The organism is Geobacillus proteiniphilus (assembly GCF_001908025.1).
Classification (GTDB): domain Bacteria; phylum Bacillota; class Bacilli; order Bacillales; family Anoxybacillaceae; genus Geobacillus; species Geobacillus proteiniphilus.
On sequence record NZ_MQMG01000021.1, the window covers coordinates 39,107 to 53,916 of the forward strand.

Consider the following 14,810-nt stretch of genomic DNA (forward strand, 5'->3'; position numbering starts at 1 on the left):
GCTATTGCAACGGCAAAGCCAAACACGTCGTTGTCCATTTTCGGACGATAATGAAAAGCCGCCATCATGGTGCTTAGGGCGATCAGCCGAGCCAAGCGCGCAGCCATCCGCCGACGAACGAAACAAGGACGACCGCCCATGCTGGCCACTTCCACACGACAAGAAGAAGAAAAGCCCCAAGGGAAAACGCCAAATCGGCCGGTCCCTTCACCGCTTTCGTCCAGATCGGGTCATACAGCGCCGCAAGCAAAATCCCGACCACAGCGGCGTTAATGCCAGCAAGCGCCGCTTGAAAGCGTGGATGATGGCGAAGCCAGTGCCAAAACGGAAACGCGCCAAGAACGAGTAAAAAGGATGGAAGAAAAATGGCTGTGGTAGCCACTAGCGCTCCCTTCCAGCCCAACGCCGCCATTCCAATATACGCGGCAAACGTAAACAGCGGCCCAGGGACGGCTTGGGCGGCGCTGTAGCCGGCTAAAAACTGGTTGGCGGTTATCCACCCTTGCGGCACCACTTCCGCCTCCAAGAGCGGCAACACCACATGACCGCCGCCAAACACGAGCGCCCCGGCGCGGTAAAAGCTGTCAAACAGCGCCAAAAACGGTGAATGGATCCAAGTGCGAATGAGCGGCAGCGCAACAAGCAACACGGCAAACAATGAAAGCAGCGTCAAACCGGTGGAACGACGAATGGAAGGCGGGATGCCTGCCGAAGACGAAGAAGGTGCGACGTTTTTTCGCAATCCAACAGCGCCAATGCCCCCCGCTGCGGCGATGACGGTTACTTGGCTCCACGCGCCCGGCACAAGAAGCACGGCGGCCGCCGCTATGATGGCGACCGTTGCCTCGAGGCGGCCAGAGGCGAATTTGCGCGCCATCTCCCATACGGCTTGCGCCACGACCGCCACGGCCGCCAACAGCAAGCCGTGCATCCAGCCGGCGTCACCCCAAGAATTGTGTTGCAGCCAAACAGCAACCAGGCTGAGGGCGACCGCCGACGGCAGCGTAAAACCAAGCCAAGCTGCCAACGCCCCCCAAACGCCGGCACGCATGAACCCGATGCCGATGCCGACTTGGCTGCTCGCCGGACCAGGGAGGAATTGGCATAAAGCGACCAAATCGGCATACGTTTTCTCATCAATCCATTTTTTTCGTTTGACGTACTCTTCGTAAAAATAGCCGAGATGAGCGACCGGACCACCAAATGACGTTAAACCGAGGAGAAGCGCTGTTTTTCCGACTTCCCAAACCGATCGCCGCCGGCTTGTTGCTTGTTGATCCGTCAAGGTCAACGAGATTCACTTCCTTTCGTTCATTCGTTTGTCGTGCTACAATCATATTATCATCAATGCGAGGAGAGGACGTTATGAACATTCGGATCATAGCGGCAAATGGCTTGATCGCCGCCGTGTATATCGCGGTGACGGCACTCATTCAGCCGTTTGGCTTTACGAATATTCAGTTTCGCGTGTCAGAAATATTGAATCACTTGGTCGTGTTCCGCAAAACATACGCCATCGGCATTGTGCTTGGCGTGTTTTTCGCCAACTGGTTTTTCTCGCCGATCGTCGCGTATGATCTCGTATTTGGCGTTGGCCAGTCGGTGTTGGCGCTGCTCATCACGATCGTCTCTATGCGGTATGTCCGAAACGTTTGGGCGCGCATGGCCGTCAATACGCTGTCATTTACTGTGACAATGGCCATTATCGCCTTCGAATTGAAACTGGCGCTCGGCCTTCCGTTTTGGCTTACGTGGCTCACGACGGCTATCGGCGAGTTGGTCGTCATGGCCGTCGGTGCACCGATCATGTATGCCGTCGGCCGTCGGATTGCTCCAGAAGCCTTCCGGGCCGCTGACGGCCGCAACGACTGACCAAGTGTTCCTACGGCATCGAGCGCACCGCCCACTCGATGATCAATGAACAGACGGCAAGCAGCACCGACGTCGCTGTCATCGTTTTTAACATGTACCGCAGCTTTGGCTGAATGTTTTGGCAAAAACGAAGGATGATGAAGCTCGTGACCATCCCGCCAGCCCATACAGCGAGGCCAATTTGGGTCGTGAGCACAGTCCAGTCGCTTATCCAGCAGCAAATGACAGCAACATGACAAGCCAAAAGCAAATACACGATCGTCCTCATGGTTCTTTTCCCACCTGATAGGAGTGCCGGGTTTTCGGAACGGAGGGCGACGACCGTTTCACCGTCTTTGCAGCCTCGAAGCTATGCCAACAAATCCCAACGACAATGATCGTTAAGCCGACGAGCGCCCAACCGTTTGGAAGCGGGGCGGATAACACGCCAAGCAAAATAAATAAGGAGATGAAAAGCGCCCGTTTTTCAATTGGGCGGCGCACAGTGACGGTTCCGGTTTCCGTCTCGATTTGTTCGGTGATCGCAAAAAAGAACGAAGCGGCAAGGCCGAGGGCCATTTCCCGCATGGTCGGTCTCTCCCCTCCTGTGATTAGATTCATCATGTGGCAGAGCAGTTTTATTTTATCGCATTATTGAAAATTTTTCTATTTGTTTTTTTGATTATTTAGAACATAGTTTTTTACGATAAGAAGTACACAATAAGAATTTATCAACCCGAAACAGTTCCGCCAGGCGGCAATCCTATCATCACCGCATCCATTCTTCTTTCCGTCACCTCCGTTTTCTTTAAATTCTTACTTGTCAAATAGGAATTTATGTATTATTCTTAATTTATCCATTATTCTTATTTTGTCAGGAGGTTTTTTTCATGCCTAAGCTTACCTTTTCCTCTGATGTCAAATGGTCTGGCGAAGGAGTACGCTCGGTGGCTGACATTAACGGCAAACAAGTCATCATTGACGAACCCCCAGTCTTGGGAGGCACCGATCAGGGACCGAATCCCGTAGAGCTGGTCCTAGCTGCACTAGGCGGTTGCATCAATGTACTGGTCTCTCTGTTTGCCAGCCATCACGGGGTCGAACTGAAAGGAGTTCAAGTACACGTAGAAGGGGATTTAGATCCCGATGGCTTTATGGAGAAAGCGGACGTTCGGCCTGGATTCTTAGAAATTCGTTACCATATTGATATCGACTCTCCTTCCGATCCAAAAAACGTCCAAGCTTTGATTGAACACGTTGAACGTGTCTGCCCGGTAAAAGACACCCTAAGGGGCGTACCCACGGTACCTATAACGAATCAAAAAACGTCATAATGCGAAAATGGAAAAGGCTGTCTGGAAAAAGTCGTGCGATGACCTTTTCAGACAGCCACTCTATTGCTCCATCCATATACCGCTCCATCTACGGATCCTTGAGAAGATGCACACTTCAGGGCTCATGCAAAGAACATTCCCATTGAAAGCCCGATGATAGGGTTCCTCTGCTTGTCAGTCTGCATCGTTTATTATTGTTTTAACTCAATCGGCACAATTTTTCCATTTTCCACCGCGGCAACGACGATTTCCGATTCAAAGCCGCCATCGTCGCCGATGCTTGGGACGTTATACACTTTCTTTTCTGCCGGAATGTTTTTCAAGCCGTCGTTCATATGTTCGCGGATGGCTTGCGGGTCATCGACGGTGCCTGCGGCTTTCATCGCTTCGACGAAAGCGTAAAGCGCCAAATAGTTGTAAGCGGCTTCCGATCCCGGATCTTCATTGAACTTCGCCCGGTAGTTTTTCACAAAATCCGGAACAGCCGGTTCGTCCGATTCGACCAGCGGCATGACGCCGATCGAACCTTCAAGCATGTCATAAGAGCCGGTCACTCGTTTCATCTCATCGAGTTTCGCTTGGTCCATAATGATAAAGCCGCCTTTAAAGCCAAGTTCGCGCGCTTGTTTCGCCACTTTTGCCGTCGGTTCCGACGGTCCACCGATAAACAAGACATCCGGCTTTTCTTTCAATGCATTCGTCACGATCGTAAAGAAGTCGGTGTCTTTCGTAAAGTCAATCGATGATTTGTAGACGACTTTTCCTCCTTGTTTTTCCCAATACGGCAACAGCTTTTCTGTCCAGTCTTTCCCGTATTGCGTAGCCGTCGGCAAGGCGGCGAGTTTTTTGCCAAACCGCTTCATGGCATAGTCGGTAAACGTCGGAATGTAGCCGTCATAGCGCGGCGGGATGCGCACGGTCAGCTTATTGCCCGTTTGTGTAATTTTCGGCTCACTCGTATACGCCGCGATGATGAAATTGTCCGTTTGGTTGAACACTTGCAGCGCCATGACGCCACCGCTGTGCGGCGTGAAAATGATCGGCGTATGATGCTCTTGCACAAGGCGTTTGGCGTTCGCCGCCGTTTCGTTTGGCAAATATTTGTCATCTAATGGGACGAGGTTAACTTTGTATTTCTTTCCTTTCACCTCAAAGCCGCCGCTGTTGTTGATTTCCTCGGCCGCCATTTTCAAGCCGTTTAACGTCCGTTGGCCATAATAGGCGGCCGGGCCGCTCAGCGGGCCGCTGTAGCCGATGTTGACCGTGCCCGTTTCACCGCCGCCTCCTCCGCTATTGTTTCCGCCGTTGGCGTTATTGCTGCTTGGCGAATTGTTGCACGCCGCAAGCATAAACATCATGATGGCCGCGATCATAGCGGCGATTGACCATTTTCTTTTTTTCATTCTACTCCCCCCTATCGATTATTTATTATTGTGAATATTTAGATAATATTTGGCACACCCGTTATTCACCCCCTTTCAGTGCCATCTCCTCTCCTTGCTTTCGCTGATGGACAGGATGAGGCCTATCATGCACCAATGTACGCCTTGCGGACATCGTCGTTGGCCAACAGTTCCTCCGCCGTCCCTGAGGCAACGATCGTTCCATTTTCAAACACATAGCCTCGATGGGCAATCGACAGCGCCGCATGAGCGTTTTGTTCCGCCAACAAAATCGTTGTTCCTCCCTCATTGATTTGCTTAATCGTCGCAAACATCTGCTCGACAATCAACGGAGCGAGTCCGATTGACGGCTCATCAAGCAGCAGCACGCTTGGGCGTGACATTAAGGCGCGGCCGATGGCGAGCATTTGCTGCTGGCCGCCGCTTAACGACCCGGCTGGCGCGTTTTGCTTGTCGCGCAAAATCGGAAACAGTTCGTATACATGTTCGATCGAGCGGCGGATGCCTTCTTTGTCCTTCCGATGGACGTAAGCGCCCATCAGCAAGTTTTCGTATACACTCATGCGCGGAAACAGTTTGCGCCCTTCCGCGCATTGCACGACGCCGCGCCCGACGATACGGTCAGGCGGCAGCGAATCAATGCGCTCGCCATCGAGGCGGATTTCCCCCCGCACTGGTTTGTGCAGCCCGCTGATCGTGCGAAACAATGTGCTTTTCCCGGCCCCGTTGGCGCCAAGCAAAACGGCGATCTCCCCTCGCTTGACGGAAAACGTCACATCGCGAATGGCCGTAAAACTCCCGTAGCGGACGGATACGTTCGCAACTTCAAGCAATGGCGCTCCCTCCTAAATACGCTTGAATGACCGCCTCGTTGTTTCGCACTTCCTCGGGCGTTCCTTCAGCGATTTTTTCCCCATAGTTTAACACCATAATGCGGTCGGCAATTTTCATGATCATCGACATTTTGTGCTCAATCAGGCAAACGGTCAGGCCGCCTTCTACCATTTTGACGATCAACTCCTCAAGCCCTTCCGTTTCATCCGGGTTGATGCCGGCTGCTGGTTCATCAAGCAGCACGAGCTCCGGATCGGTCGCCAAGGCAAGCGCGAACGCCACCCGCTTTTTCTGCTCCTGCGACAAGTTGGCCACCATCCGATCCGCCACATGGGTTAAACCGACAAAGTCGAGCACTTCCATCGCTTTTTCTTTGCATGCCTGTTCCTCGCGGCGGTGCCGTTTCGTGCGCAAAATGGCATCAAATAAGTTGGATGACGTGCGGAGACGATGGCCGATGATCACGTTGTCAATGACCGTCGATTGTTCAAACAAATGGGTCGTTTGAAACGTGCGGGCGATGCCGAGCTTCGCCCGTTCGTTCGCCGGCAAGCGGGTAATATCGCGCCCTTTGAACGTAATCGTCCCTGACGTCGGCCGGTACAAGCCGCTGATTAAATTGAAAAACGTCGATTTTCCGGCGCCGTTTGGGCCGATGATGGCATTGATTTTCCCTTGTTCGACGGAAAAGGTGACATCGTTGACCGCCAGGAGCCCGCCAAACCGCTTCGTCAATCGTTCAACGTGCAAAAGCATAGTTTATCCCTCCTCTGCGTGCCGCTCGCCTCGTCCTTGGCTCGAAACGGCCAGTTCCGCAGCAGCTCGGTTCGCTTCCGGCTCGAGACGGCGCGCTTCCTTCCGCTTCGCTTGATAGCGGATGAAGCCGCCGGCGATGCCATGCGGATAAAAAATGATGAGCAACGTCAAAATCGGGCCAAAAATAAGCATCCGATAGTCCTGCAAAAACTGCAGCTGTTGAGACAAAAACGTAACGAGCAACGTCCCGACGACCGGACCGGCGAGCGTGCCAATCCCACCGACAAGCAAATATGTCAAAAAGTCAAACATGACGCTTATATACGCGATATCTGGGCCGAGAAACCGGATGAACGATGCGTACAGCGCTCCGGCAAGCGATGTAAAAAAGACCGACAAGACAAATGAGGCGAGCTTGTTTTTCATCGTCGAGATGCCAAGCGTCAACGCGAGCTCCTCGCTGTTGCGAATGGCGATATACGTCCGCCCGGTCAGCGAGTAGACAAGCCGATACATGACAAAGATGACGGCAAACAAGAAAAACAACACCAAATAATATTGGGCGACCGGCGTTTGAAACGAGAGCGGACCGATGTCAGCCGGCGCCGGAATGCCGATGAAGCCGCGCACTCCGCCGGTTAAACTGTCCCATTTGTCAATGACCAAATAAATGATATAACCAACGCACAGCGTGTAAATGGCGAAAAAGTGCTCTTTCGTTCGCAGCGCGACAAGCCCGATGACGGCGCCAAGCAGCGTGGTGAACAAACAAGCAAGCACGAAAGCCAGCCAAAACGGCACGCCGACTTTCACCGTCAAAATGCCGAGCGCATACGCGCCCATCGCAAAAAACCCGGCGTGGGCAAGCGACAAATAACCGGTATAGCCAGCAAATAAATTCAATCCGTAAACAGCGATCATCCAAATAAAGGAGATCGTCATTATGTGCAAGTAATAGCTGTTAGTGACAAGCAACGGAAAGGCAAGCGCCAGCGCCGCAAGGACGGCGATCCATAAGCGCCGGTTAGCGAATACCGCCATTAATGTCCCTCCTTGGCAAACAGTCCGTTCGGTTTGACCGTTAAAATGATGACGAGGATGGCAAAAGCGATAATATCTTTGTAGTCGTTCGACACATACGTCGCTCCTAAGCTTTCGCTGAATCCTAAAATATAGCCGCCGACAATGGCGCCCGGAATGCTTCCCATGCCGCCGAGAATGATGATGACAAACGCCTTCAAGATAACAAGATGGCCCATGCCGGGAAACACGAGGTTGATCGGCGAAGCGAGCGACGCGGCGAGCGCGGCCAAACTGCCGGAAAGAAGAAATGTCATCATGGCGACTTTATTCGTGTTGATGCCGACCAAATTCGCCCCTTCGCGGTTTTGCGCCATCGCGATGATGGAAGCGCCGATGAACGTCTTTTTCAAGAAGAGGTAAAGCAAGATCATGATGATGACAGCGGATGCGATGATGAGGATGCGTTGAATAGTCAAGGTCAAGCCGAAAATGCTGACAACGTCGCCGTATGGGGTCGGCATCGTCTGATAGTCCGCCCCCCAGACGAACTGGGCGAATGCTTCCAAAAACAACAAAATGCCGATCGCCGCAATTTTGTCATGGAGCGGCGGTGCGTCGCGAAGCGGATAAAACACAAGCCGTTCCATCAATACACCGAGCATCCCGACCGCGGCCATCGACACGACAACGGCCAACCCGTACGGCAGCCCGGCTTTCGTCATCGCAGTGAGCGTGACATAACCGCCCATCATATATAACGCGCCGTGGGCAAAGTTTGGAATGTGCAAAATGCCATAAACAAGCGTCAAACCTAACGCGACAAGGCTGTAAACGCTTCCAACTGTCAGCCCGTTTAACAGCTGCTGGATGAATAGCTCCATCCCGATCCCCCTTTTTGTTTGCCGTTTGGCCAGACCATCAAAGCGGCGCGCCGATCTTTCATTCGGTCTGGACGCCCGGATTGCCTGGCTCCGCCTCATTTCGACCGCTTTTCTCCAGCTCTTGGCGCCTTTATGCCGTGCAAAATGAAATCAACGAAAATGTCCGTCAGTTCTTCTTCAGAGATGTCTCCGTCAGGCCGGAACCAATAATAGCTCCAGTTGGTGATGCCAAGCAGGCCAAACGTGATCATTTCTGCATGAAGCGATGGCTTGAATTCCCCGCGGGCGATCCCTTCTCGAACCAGCTGTTCATACCGCTTGCGAAACAACCGCCGCTTGGCGCGGATTTCCGCCAAATGGTCATCAGCCAAATGCCGCATTTCGCGGAAGAAAATGCGGGCGCTTTTCTTCCGTGTGCGGATATTGCAGATGACCATATGGACGATGGCCCGCAATTTCTCCGTGCAGCTTTTCTCGGGATCTTGGACAATGCAGGCTTGCTGCCGAAGCAAATCGTCCAGATAGGAAACGCAAATGTCACATAGCAACTCCTCTTTGCTTTTGTAATAGTAGTAAAAAGCCCCTTTCGTTGCCCCGATCGCTTCGACGATTTCCTGCACCGACGTTTCTTTGAATCCTTTGCGTTCGAACAACTCTATGGAAACTTCCCTTAATTTTTCTTTCATCCTCCACGGTCTCCAATGCGTCATTCTCTTTCAATGATGGTCGCAATGCCTTGACCGCCGCCGATGCACGCGGTAATGAGCGCGTATTTCCCGCCGCGGCGCTTCAGTTCATACACCGCTTTTGTGATCAAAATCGCCCCCGTCGCGCCGAGCGGATGGCCATGGGCGATGGCGCCGCCGTTGACGTTCACTTTTTCGGGATCCATCTCAAGCTCACGGTCACAGGCGATCACTTGCGCGGCAAACGCTTCATTGATTTCAATGATGTCCATATCATCAAGCGTCAGCCCCGCCTTTTCAAGCACTTTTCTTGTCGCCGGCACCGGGCCGATGCCCATGATGTTCGGATCAACTCCGGCGACCGCATGGGCGCGGATGACGGCAAGCGGCTTTAAGCCAAGCTCCTCTGCTTTTTCCCGCGACATGATGACGAGCGCCGACGCCCCGTCGTTCAATCCGGAACTGTTCCCGGCCGTCACCGTTCCGCCTTCCAAAAACGCCGGCGGCAGTTTTGCGAGCGCTTCCATGGTTGTGTTTGGCCGCGGATGTTCGTCCGTATCGAAGATGAACGGCTCCCCTTTTTTCACCGGCACGGCAATAGGCACGATTTGCTCGTCAAATCGCCCTTCCTGCATGGCGCGCGCCATGCGCTGCTGGCTGCGCAAGGCGAATGCGTCTTGTTCTTCACGGCTGATGCCGTATTGTTTCGCTAAGTTTTCCGCCGTAATCCCCATCGGCGGATCGCCGATTTCTTTCGGAGATAGCTGCGACTTTCGAAAGCTCGGCGGCGTCGAGCTGTACGGTTTTTCCGGGCGGTCCATCAAATACGGCGCGCGGCTCATGCTTTCCACGCCGCCGGCAATATACACATCTCCGTCACCGGCCCAAATGGCTTGCGCCGCTAAATTGACGGCGTTAATGCCCGAACCGCACTGCCGATCGACCGTCACCCCCGTCAGCTCAAGCGACAATCCGGTTTGCAGCGCGGTCAGCCGGGCGATATTGCCGCCGCCGCTTAGGACGTTGCCCATAATGACATCATCGACATGCTCCGGACCAATATTCGCCCGCCGCATCGCTTCTTTGATCACTTCCGCGCCGTAAATATGCGCCGGCAACGTCGCTAAAGCGCCACCTTGGCGGGCGATGGCCGTTCGTACGGCCGACACAATGACGGCATCCCGTCTCATCCTGACTCCTCCTCATCCCCTTTGTAGTACGAAACCCGGCAACTGGGCGTTCTCGATGTTACCGGGCTCGCTGCCTTGCTTCACTCATACAGAGAAAACACGGCTTCGCCCTTAATGACTTCTTTTCCATGCTGGTTGACGGCGGCGACGGCAAAGCGGATCGCTTTCTCGTCTTTTTCCTTCACCATTGCTTTTAAGGTGATGACATCGTTTAAAAACACCATCGACTGGAAGCGGACGAAATAGTCTTGGACAAACCCTTCTTCGTAGTACGGCGTAAACAGCTTCGCGAGGTTGCCCATCGTCCACATGCCGTGGGCGATAATGCCCGGCAGGCCGGCTTTTTTCGCCTCTTCATCGATCGTATGAATCGGGTTGTAGTCGCCTGATGCGCCGGCGTATTTGATTAAATCGAGCCGGGACACCGGTGCGAGCGTTACTTCGGGAAGCGACTCTCCGACTTGCCATTTGCGGATGCTCGTCATACGCTCATCGCCTTTCTAACCGCCTCGTTAATGATAATCGTCGAGGTGGAAGTGAATAGAAGACGTCCATCAGCGTCCTCGCCGTTGTTCGCGATCACTAAAAAGCCAAGCAAACCCATGCTGCTTTGTTTTTCGTAATAATCTTTCACTTCGGCATAGCAATACAGCTCTTCACCGACAAACAACGGGCGCTCATAATGGAAGTGCTGTTCGCCATGGATGAGCCCTTTGGACGGCAATTTCAGCCCTTCAATGACGCCGTAGTCAAACACGCGCGGAAACGTCGGCGGCGCAATGTTGCGCCCGTAGCGCGACCGTTTTCCCGTCTCTTCGTCCCAATAAATCGGGCTCAGATCGCCGATCGCTTCAGCGAATTTTTTCACCGCTCCGCGCTCAACGACGTTTTTCACTTTCGCTGACCGTTTCCCGATGTCATTTTGGTACATGCCCCGTCCTCCTTGTTTTCAGCATTTCGGACCGCCGGCGACATACAGCACTTGGCCGTTGACAAACGACGACCGCTCATCGGCGAAAAAGGCAACCGCATGAGCAATGTCTTCCGGACGGCCGCTGCGCCCGACCGGGATGTTGGCGACGCTCGCTTGGATGAGCTGCTCAAACGAAATGCCAAGCCGCTCCGCTGTCGCTTTCGTCATGTCGGTTTCAATAAATCCAGGGGCGACGGCATTCGTCGTGATGCCAAACTTGCCAAGCTCAATCGCCAGCGTTTTCGTAAATCCTTGGATGCCGGCTTTCGCCGCCGAGTAGTTCGCCTGGCCGCGGTTGCCGAGCGCCGAGGTCGACGAAATGTTGATGATGCGGCCGTACCCTCTTTCCACCATATATTTTTGCGCGGCGCGGGCGCAGTAAAATGCGCCTTTCAAATGGACGTCCATCACCGTTTGCCAGTCGTCATCAGTCATTTTAAACAGCAAATTGTCGCGGATGACGCCGGCGTTGTTGACGAGAATATCGAGCGAACCGAACCGTTCGACCACTTCTTGGATCGTCGCTTCTACTTGTTCGCGGTCGGTGACGCTCGCGACTTTGGCGTAAACGTCATACCCTTTTTCCCGCAGCTCGGCAGCCGTCGCTTCAAGGGCTTCCGCGTTTAAATCAATGAACGCCACTTTCGCCCCTTCTTCGGCAAAACGGGTGACAATCGCTTTGCCGATGCCGCGGCTCCCCCCGGTCACAAACGCTACTCTTCCTGCAAACCGTTGACTCATCGGTTTTCTCCTCCCTTTCGGTAACGCTTTCATTTTTTAGAGAAACTGTCCAAGTTTGACATGCCCCTTAATTAAGTTGCGGGCGATAATGAGGCGCTGAATTTCATCCGTGCCGTCGTAAATGCGCCACAATCTCGCTTCACGATACCAGCGCTCGATCGGCATTTCTTTCGTGTAGCCCATGCCGCCGTGGATTTGCATGACGCGGTCGACGACGCGGTTGCCCATGTTCGCGCCAAACAGTTTCGCCATCGAGGCTAAATGGCGGTTGTCCTCCCCTTGGTCAAGCGTAAACGCCGCGTTTAACACAAGCCATTTCGCCGCTTCGATTTCTACCGCCGAATCGGCAATCATCCATTGGATCGCCTGCCGCTCCGCGATCGGTTTGCCGAATGTGACGCGCTCCTTCGCATAGTCGATGGCCATTTGCAACAGCCGCTCGGCCGCTCCGACCGCACGGGCGCCGACGACCCAGCGGGCGTAGCCGATCCACTCAAGTCCAAGCTTATAGCCGTGATGCAGCTCGCCTAAAATGTTTTCTTCCGGCACGCGCACGTTTTCGAAAATTAAGCTGGCTGGAGTGGAAGGTCCCATCGTATGTATCGGTTCCGAACGCCAGCCCATCTCGCGGTCGACGATAAAGCACGTCACCCCTTCGCGCCCGTTCGAGGCTTGGTGACGCTCTTTGTCGGTGATGGCGATCACCATGACAAAATCGGCGTCGTTGCCGCCGGTAATGAATGTCTTCTCCCCGTTTAACACCCACTCGTCGCCGTCTTTCACCGCCGTCATTTTAATGTTGCGCGTATCTGATCCTGCTCCCGGCTCGGTCATGGCAAAGCACGATTTTTTCTCGCCGTTGATCGTCGGGATCAAATATTTTTTCTTTTGCTCTTCATTCGCGTAATACAAAATGTTGTCCGCCGATCCGCCAAACTGGAACGGAACAAGCGTTTTCGACACTTCCATCAACACAATCGCCTGCATGACATGGCCCAAATTCGCGCCGCCGTATTCCTCCGGCGTGTTGATCCCCCAAAACCCCGCTTCCTTCGCTTTGAGCTGCAGCTCTTTTAATTTTTCGGGCGGGAGCCCAGGCTTCCCTTCGCGCTCATTGCGCAATACTTCATTTTCGAGCGGCATCAATTCTTTTTCGACAAACTTGCGGATCGCTTTTTGCACCATGCGCTGCTCGTCCGTTAAGCGCAAATACATGATGGTCCCCTCCCTTTTCCGTTACGCCTTTATGCTCGACTCCACTCATCAAAATACCAACCGGTTGGTATGTTATCTTTATTATATTCGAATGTTCTGAAAAGTACAATACCTTTTTTGATTTTCGTCCAACGGGAAAACGCCATATGCGTTCTCCCGTTGGCATGGAATCTATCGATCTATTCCGCCTGTATTTGCTTGCGCACGCTAGCGACCGTTTTCCCGATTCCGCCATAAATGACAAGGTCAAACATCCCGTCCATTCTTGTCGCTGTTTTGTTGATCAATACTTTCCTTGTTGCCGGCGATTCGGCGGCGACATAAAACGGGATTTGATTCACGGGCGCCACTTCCAAACTTGTTCCCATCGCCAGAAGCAAGTCGCTGGCGGCCGCCGCAGCAAACGCTTCTTCCATGCGCGGCACGAGCCCGCCAAACAAAACGACATCCGGTTTGACAATCGTCTGGCACTTTTCACAGCGCGGCACCTCGTGACGGTTGATAAACGACAGATCATACTTGTTGCCGCATGACGGGCATGTCGCCGTCTGCAGCGTGCCGTGCAGCTCAATGACATTCGTGCTTCCTGCTTTCGTATGCAGCCCGTCAATATTTTGCGTCAAAATCGTCACCGTCTTGCCCATCTCCTCAAGCCAGCGGAGAAACCGATGCCCGTCATTCGGGGCAAAGCCGCCCATCATTTTTAATGAAAACATCCGCTTGAATCGACGCCAAAAATCAACCGGATCTTTTTTGTAATAATACTCTGACAAATAATATTCGACATTGTCCTCTTGGGCGTAAAGGCCGTTTTCGCTGCGAAAATCAGGAATGCCGGATTCCGTGCTCATCCCCGCCCCGGTCAGGACGGCGATCGTATTCGCCTCTTTGATCCATTGCGCCAGTTGCCGGATTTGGTCCATCCTCGTTCTCTCCTTTCCTACGAACCTCTTGGTTTTGCCAGTCTCGCCTTCGGTTCTTTTCGAGGCCATAACGTATAGCTGAAACTCCAGACAAAATCAATCACTAAAACCAATGTCCAACGGGCTGGCATAGTTTTCTCACAAATGGAATCGCCTGCAAGAAAAACCCCTCTTCCGAACGAAGAGAGGCTACCGTAAATTGAACCCTTTCCCTTCCACAAACTCCTTCATGTACATCCGGACTTGGCGGCTGAGCGTATCGGCCATCTGCCCGGTCCATGTGTCGCGGCGGCGGCCATTTGTCCGCTGCTCATAATACGCCGAAACCGTTTCGTTGTAGCGTTGCAATTGTTCGAGGAATCGGGCGTGGTCTTGGTTGTATTCGTCCTCATGATAAACGTGTTCAAACGGCAGCCGCGGCTTTGGATCCGGCGTTTGCGCAGGATAGCCGACGGCAAGCCCGAACAGCGGAATGACCCGTTTCGGTATGTTAAGCAGTTGGCATACTTCCGGCAGGTTGTTGCGCAGCCCGCCAATGTAGCAGATGCCAAGCCCCATCGACTCCGCGGCAATGGCGGCGTTTTGCGCCGCAAGCGCCGTGTCAATCAGCGCAACCATAAACTTTTCCGTACTCTCAAGCGATGGAAGCACGTCTTTTCCTTCTAGCTCGCCAATGAGCTCATGGCGGTGAAAATCAGCGCAAAAGACAAAGAAATGGCCGTTATGCTCGACATAGGATTGATTTCCCGCCAGCTCGGCGAGCTTCCGTTTTTTCTCCGGATCTTTCACCCCGATGATCGAGTACGCTTGAACATAGCTTGAAGTCGATGCCGCCTGGGCGCATTCGACGATCGTGCGGATTTGTTCATCCGTGAGCGGCCTGTCTTCAAACCGGCGGATCGAACGGTGCTGGAGAATCGTTTCGATGACTTGGTTCATGACTATGTCCTCCTTGAACAGCCCAACGGCTTCTTTTTGTGAACATGATAACAAAAAAGAA

General features: G+C 53.3%; 18 protein-coding genes. 2 read left to right on the top strand and 16 right to left on the bottom strand.

Translation table 11 applies throughout. The annotated features are described in order from the left end of the window. Nucleotides 1–82 precede the first annotated feature (82 nt). Nucleotides 83–1,291 carry a chromate efflux transporter gene (gene chrA / locus BRO54_RS08945; protein ID WP_074043734.1) on the bottom strand — a complete coding sequence of 403 codons (1,209 nt, stop codon included), beginning with the start codon at nucleotides 1,289–1,291 and terminating at the stop codon, nucleotides 83–85. A gap of 74 nt (nucleotides 1,292–1,365) precedes the next feature. On the opposite strand from chrA, the gene BRO54_RS08950 reads away from it, so the two are divergent. Beyond that, nucleotides 1,366–1,872: a QueT transporter family protein gene (locus BRO54_RS08950; protein ID WP_074043735.1), complete on the top strand. Its 507-nt coding sequence runs from the start codon at nucleotides 1,366–1,368 to the stop codon at nucleotides 1,870–1,872. Nucleotides 1,873–1,882: 10 nt separating this feature from the next. Here the strand turns inward: BRO54_RS08950 and BRO54_RS08955 are convergent, their stop codons facing one another. Both BRO54_RS08955 and BRO54_RS20515 read right to left on the bottom strand, forming a co-directional pair. Beyond that, nucleotides 1,883–2,140, bottom strand: a complete 258-nt coding sequence (locus BRO54_RS08955; RefSeq protein WP_074043736.1) for a hypothetical protein — start codon at nucleotides 2,138–2,140, stop codon at nucleotides 1,883–1,885. Then, nucleotides 2,137–2,439, bottom strand: a complete 303-nt coding sequence (locus BRO54_RS20515; protein ID WP_074043737.1) for a hypothetical protein — start codon at nucleotides 2,437–2,439, stop codon at nucleotides 2,137–2,139. The genes BRO54_RS08955 and BRO54_RS20515 overlap by 4 nt, the downstream gene beginning before the upstream one ends. 302 nt (nucleotides 2,440–2,741) lie before the next feature. Between BRO54_RS20515 and BRO54_RS08965 the strand changes: the two genes are divergently transcribed. Beyond that, nucleotides 2,742–3,185 (top strand): OsmC family protein, encoded by a 444-nt coding sequence (locus BRO54_RS08965; RefSeq protein ID WP_074043738.1) that lies wholly within the window; start codon nucleotides 2,742–2,744, stop codon nucleotides 3,183–3,185. 191 nt (nucleotides 3,186–3,376) lie between these two features. Here BRO54_RS08965 and BRO54_RS08970 read toward each other — a convergent pair whose 3' ends face one another. The 13 genes from BRO54_RS08970 to nfsA all read right to left on the bottom strand — a co-directional run bounded on the left by BRO54_RS08970 (nucleotide 3,377) and on the right by nfsA (nucleotide 14,749). After that, entirely contained in the window at nucleotides 3,377–4,588 is a 1,212-nt protein-coding gene (locus tag BRO54_RS08970) for an ABC transporter substrate-binding protein (RefSeq protein WP_074043739.1), read from the bottom strand. A gap of 125 nt (nucleotides 4,589–4,713) precedes the next feature. Continuing rightward, the gene (locus tag BRO54_RS08975; RefSeq protein WP_074043740.1) at nucleotides 4,714–5,421 is read right to left on the bottom strand and encodes an ABC transporter ATP-binding protein; all 708 of its coding nucleotides are present in this window, start codon (nucleotides 5,419–5,421) and stop codon (nucleotides 4,714–4,716) included. Further along, nucleotides 5,414–6,178, bottom strand: coding sequence for an ABC transporter ATP-binding protein (locus BRO54_RS08980; protein WP_074043741.1), 765 nt, complete (start codon nucleotides 6,176–6,178; stop codon nucleotides 5,414–5,416). The genes BRO54_RS08975 and BRO54_RS08980 overlap by 8 nt, the downstream gene beginning before the upstream one ends. Before the next feature lie 3 nt (nucleotides 6,179–6,181). Continuing rightward, entirely contained in the window at nucleotides 6,182–7,219 is a 1,038-nt protein-coding gene (locus tag BRO54_RS08985; RefSeq protein ID WP_074043742.1) for a branched-chain amino acid ABC transporter permease, read from the bottom strand. Continuing rightward, entirely contained in the window at nucleotides 7,219–8,082 is an 864-nt protein-coding gene (locus tag BRO54_RS08990) for a branched-chain amino acid ABC transporter permease (RefSeq protein WP_025039055.1), read from the bottom strand. Before BRO54_RS08990 ends, BRO54_RS08985 begins: the two co-directional genes overlap by 1 nt. 95 nt (nucleotides 8,083–8,177) lie before the next feature. Further along, entirely contained in the window at nucleotides 8,178–8,768 is a 591-nt protein-coding gene (locus tag BRO54_RS08995) for a TetR/AcrR family transcriptional regulator (protein WP_074043743.1), read from the bottom strand. A gap of 20 nt (nucleotides 8,769–8,788) precedes the next feature. Further along, nucleotides 8,789–9,958: a thiolase family protein gene (locus tag BRO54_RS09000; RefSeq protein WP_074043744.1), complete on the bottom strand. Its 1,170-nt coding sequence runs from the start codon at nucleotides 9,956–9,958 to the stop codon at nucleotides 8,789–8,791. A gap of 80 nt (nucleotides 9,959–10,038) precedes the next feature. Continuing rightward, nucleotides 10,039–10,443 carry a MaoC family dehydratase gene (locus BRO54_RS09005; RefSeq protein WP_074043745.1) on the bottom strand — a complete coding sequence of 135 codons (405 nt, stop codon included), beginning with the start codon at nucleotides 10,441–10,443 and terminating at the stop codon, nucleotides 10,039–10,041. Continuing rightward, nucleotides 10,440–10,889, bottom strand: coding sequence for a MaoC family dehydratase N-terminal domain-containing protein (locus BRO54_RS09010; RefSeq protein WP_074043746.1), 450 nt, complete (start codon nucleotides 10,887–10,889; stop codon nucleotides 10,440–10,442). The genes BRO54_RS09005 and BRO54_RS09010 overlap by 4 nt, the downstream gene beginning before the upstream one ends. A gap of 18 nt (nucleotides 10,890–10,907) precedes the next feature. Further along, a complete protein-coding gene (gene fabG / locus BRO54_RS09015) occupies nucleotides 10,908–11,672 on the bottom strand; it encodes a 3-oxoacyl-ACP reductase FabG (protein ID WP_074043747.1) in 765 nt (254 codons plus the stop codon). Nucleotides 11,673–11,708: 36 nt separating this feature from the next. Next, a complete protein-coding gene (locus tag BRO54_RS09020) occupies nucleotides 11,709–12,887 on the bottom strand; it encodes an acyl-CoA dehydrogenase family protein (protein ID WP_074043748.1) in 1,179 nt (392 codons plus the stop codon). Nucleotides 12,888–13,066: 179 nt separating this feature from the next. Next, nucleotides 13,067–13,810, bottom strand: a complete 744-nt coding sequence (locus tag BRO54_RS09025; RefSeq protein WP_011231148.1) for an NAD-dependent protein deacylase — start codon at nucleotides 13,808–13,810, stop codon at nucleotides 13,067–13,069. A 189-nt stretch (nucleotides 13,811–13,999) separates the two neighbouring features. Further along, nucleotides 14,000–14,749 (bottom strand): oxygen-insensitive NADPH nitroreductase, encoded by a 750-nt coding sequence (nfsA, locus tag BRO54_RS09035; protein ID WP_074043750.1) that lies wholly within the window; start codon nucleotides 14,747–14,749, stop codon nucleotides 14,000–14,002. Nucleotides 14,750–14,810 lie beyond the last annotated feature (61 nt).

What these genes read in the sequence shown, in the direction of transcription:
- BRO54_RS08950 (WP_074043735.1), top strand. Translation starts at nt 1,366, where the DNA reads ATGAACATTCGGATCATAGCGGCAAATGGCTTGATCGCCGCCGTGTAT.
- BRO54_RS08995 (WP_074043743.1), bottom strand. Translation starts at nt 8,768, where the DNA reads ATGAAAGAAAAATTAAGGGAAGTTTCCATAGAGTTGTTCGAACGCAAA.
- nfsA (WP_074043750.1), bottom strand. Translation starts at nt 14,749, where the DNA reads ATGAACCAAGTCATCGAAACGATTCTCCAGCACCGTTCGATCCGCCGG.
- BRO54_RS08970 (WP_074043739.1), bottom strand. Translation starts at nt 4,588, where the DNA reads ATGAAAAAAAGAAAATGGTCAATCGCCGCTATGATCGCGGCCATCATG.
- BRO54_RS08980 (WP_074043741.1), bottom strand. Translation starts at nt 6,178, where the DNA reads ATGCTTTTGCACGTTGAACGATTGACGAAGCGGTTTGGCGGGCTCCTG.
- BRO54_RS08955 (WP_074043736.1), bottom strand. Translation starts at nt 2,140, where the DNA reads ATGAGGACGATCGTGTATTTGCTTTTGGCTTGTCATGTTGCTGTCATT.
- BRO54_RS09020 (WP_074043748.1), bottom strand. Translation starts at nt 12,887, where the DNA reads ATGTATTTGCGCTTAACGGACGAGCAGCGCATGGTGCAAAAAGCGATC.
- BRO54_RS09010 (WP_074043746.1), bottom strand. Translation starts at nt 10,889, where the DNA reads ATGTACCAAAATGACATCGGGAAACGGTCAGCGAAAGTGAAAAACGTC.
- BRO54_RS09000 (WP_074043744.1), bottom strand. Translation starts at nt 9,958, where the DNA reads ATGAGACGGGATGCCGTCATTGTGTCGGCCGTACGAACGGCCATCGCC.
- BRO54_RS08990 (WP_025039055.1), bottom strand. Translation starts at nt 8,082, where the DNA reads ATGGAGCTATTCATCCAGCAGCTGTTAAACGGGCTGACAGTTGGAAGC.
- BRO54_RS08985 (WP_074043742.1), bottom strand. Translation starts at nt 7,219, where the DNA reads ATGGCGGTATTCGCTAACCGGCGCTTATGGATCGCCGTCCTTGCGGCG.
- BRO54_RS08965 (WP_074043738.1), top strand. Translation starts at nt 2,742, where the DNA reads ATGCCTAAGCTTACCTTTTCCTCTGATGTCAAATGGTCTGGCGAAGGA.
- fabG (WP_074043747.1), bottom strand. Translation starts at nt 11,672, where the DNA reads ATGAGTCAACGGTTTGCAGGAAGAGTAGCGTTTGTGACCGGGGGGAGC.
- BRO54_RS09005 (WP_074043745.1), bottom strand. Translation starts at nt 10,443, where the DNA reads ATGACGAGCATCCGCAAATGGCAAGTCGGAGAGTCGCTTCCCGAAGTA.
- BRO54_RS20515 (WP_074043737.1), bottom strand. Translation starts at nt 2,439, where the DNA reads ATGCGGGAAATGGCCCTCGGCCTTGCCGCTTCGTTCTTTTTTGCGATC.
- BRO54_RS09025 (WP_011231148.1), bottom strand. Translation starts at nt 13,810, where the DNA reads ATGGACCAAATCCGGCAACTGGCGCAATGGATCAAAGAGGCGAATACG.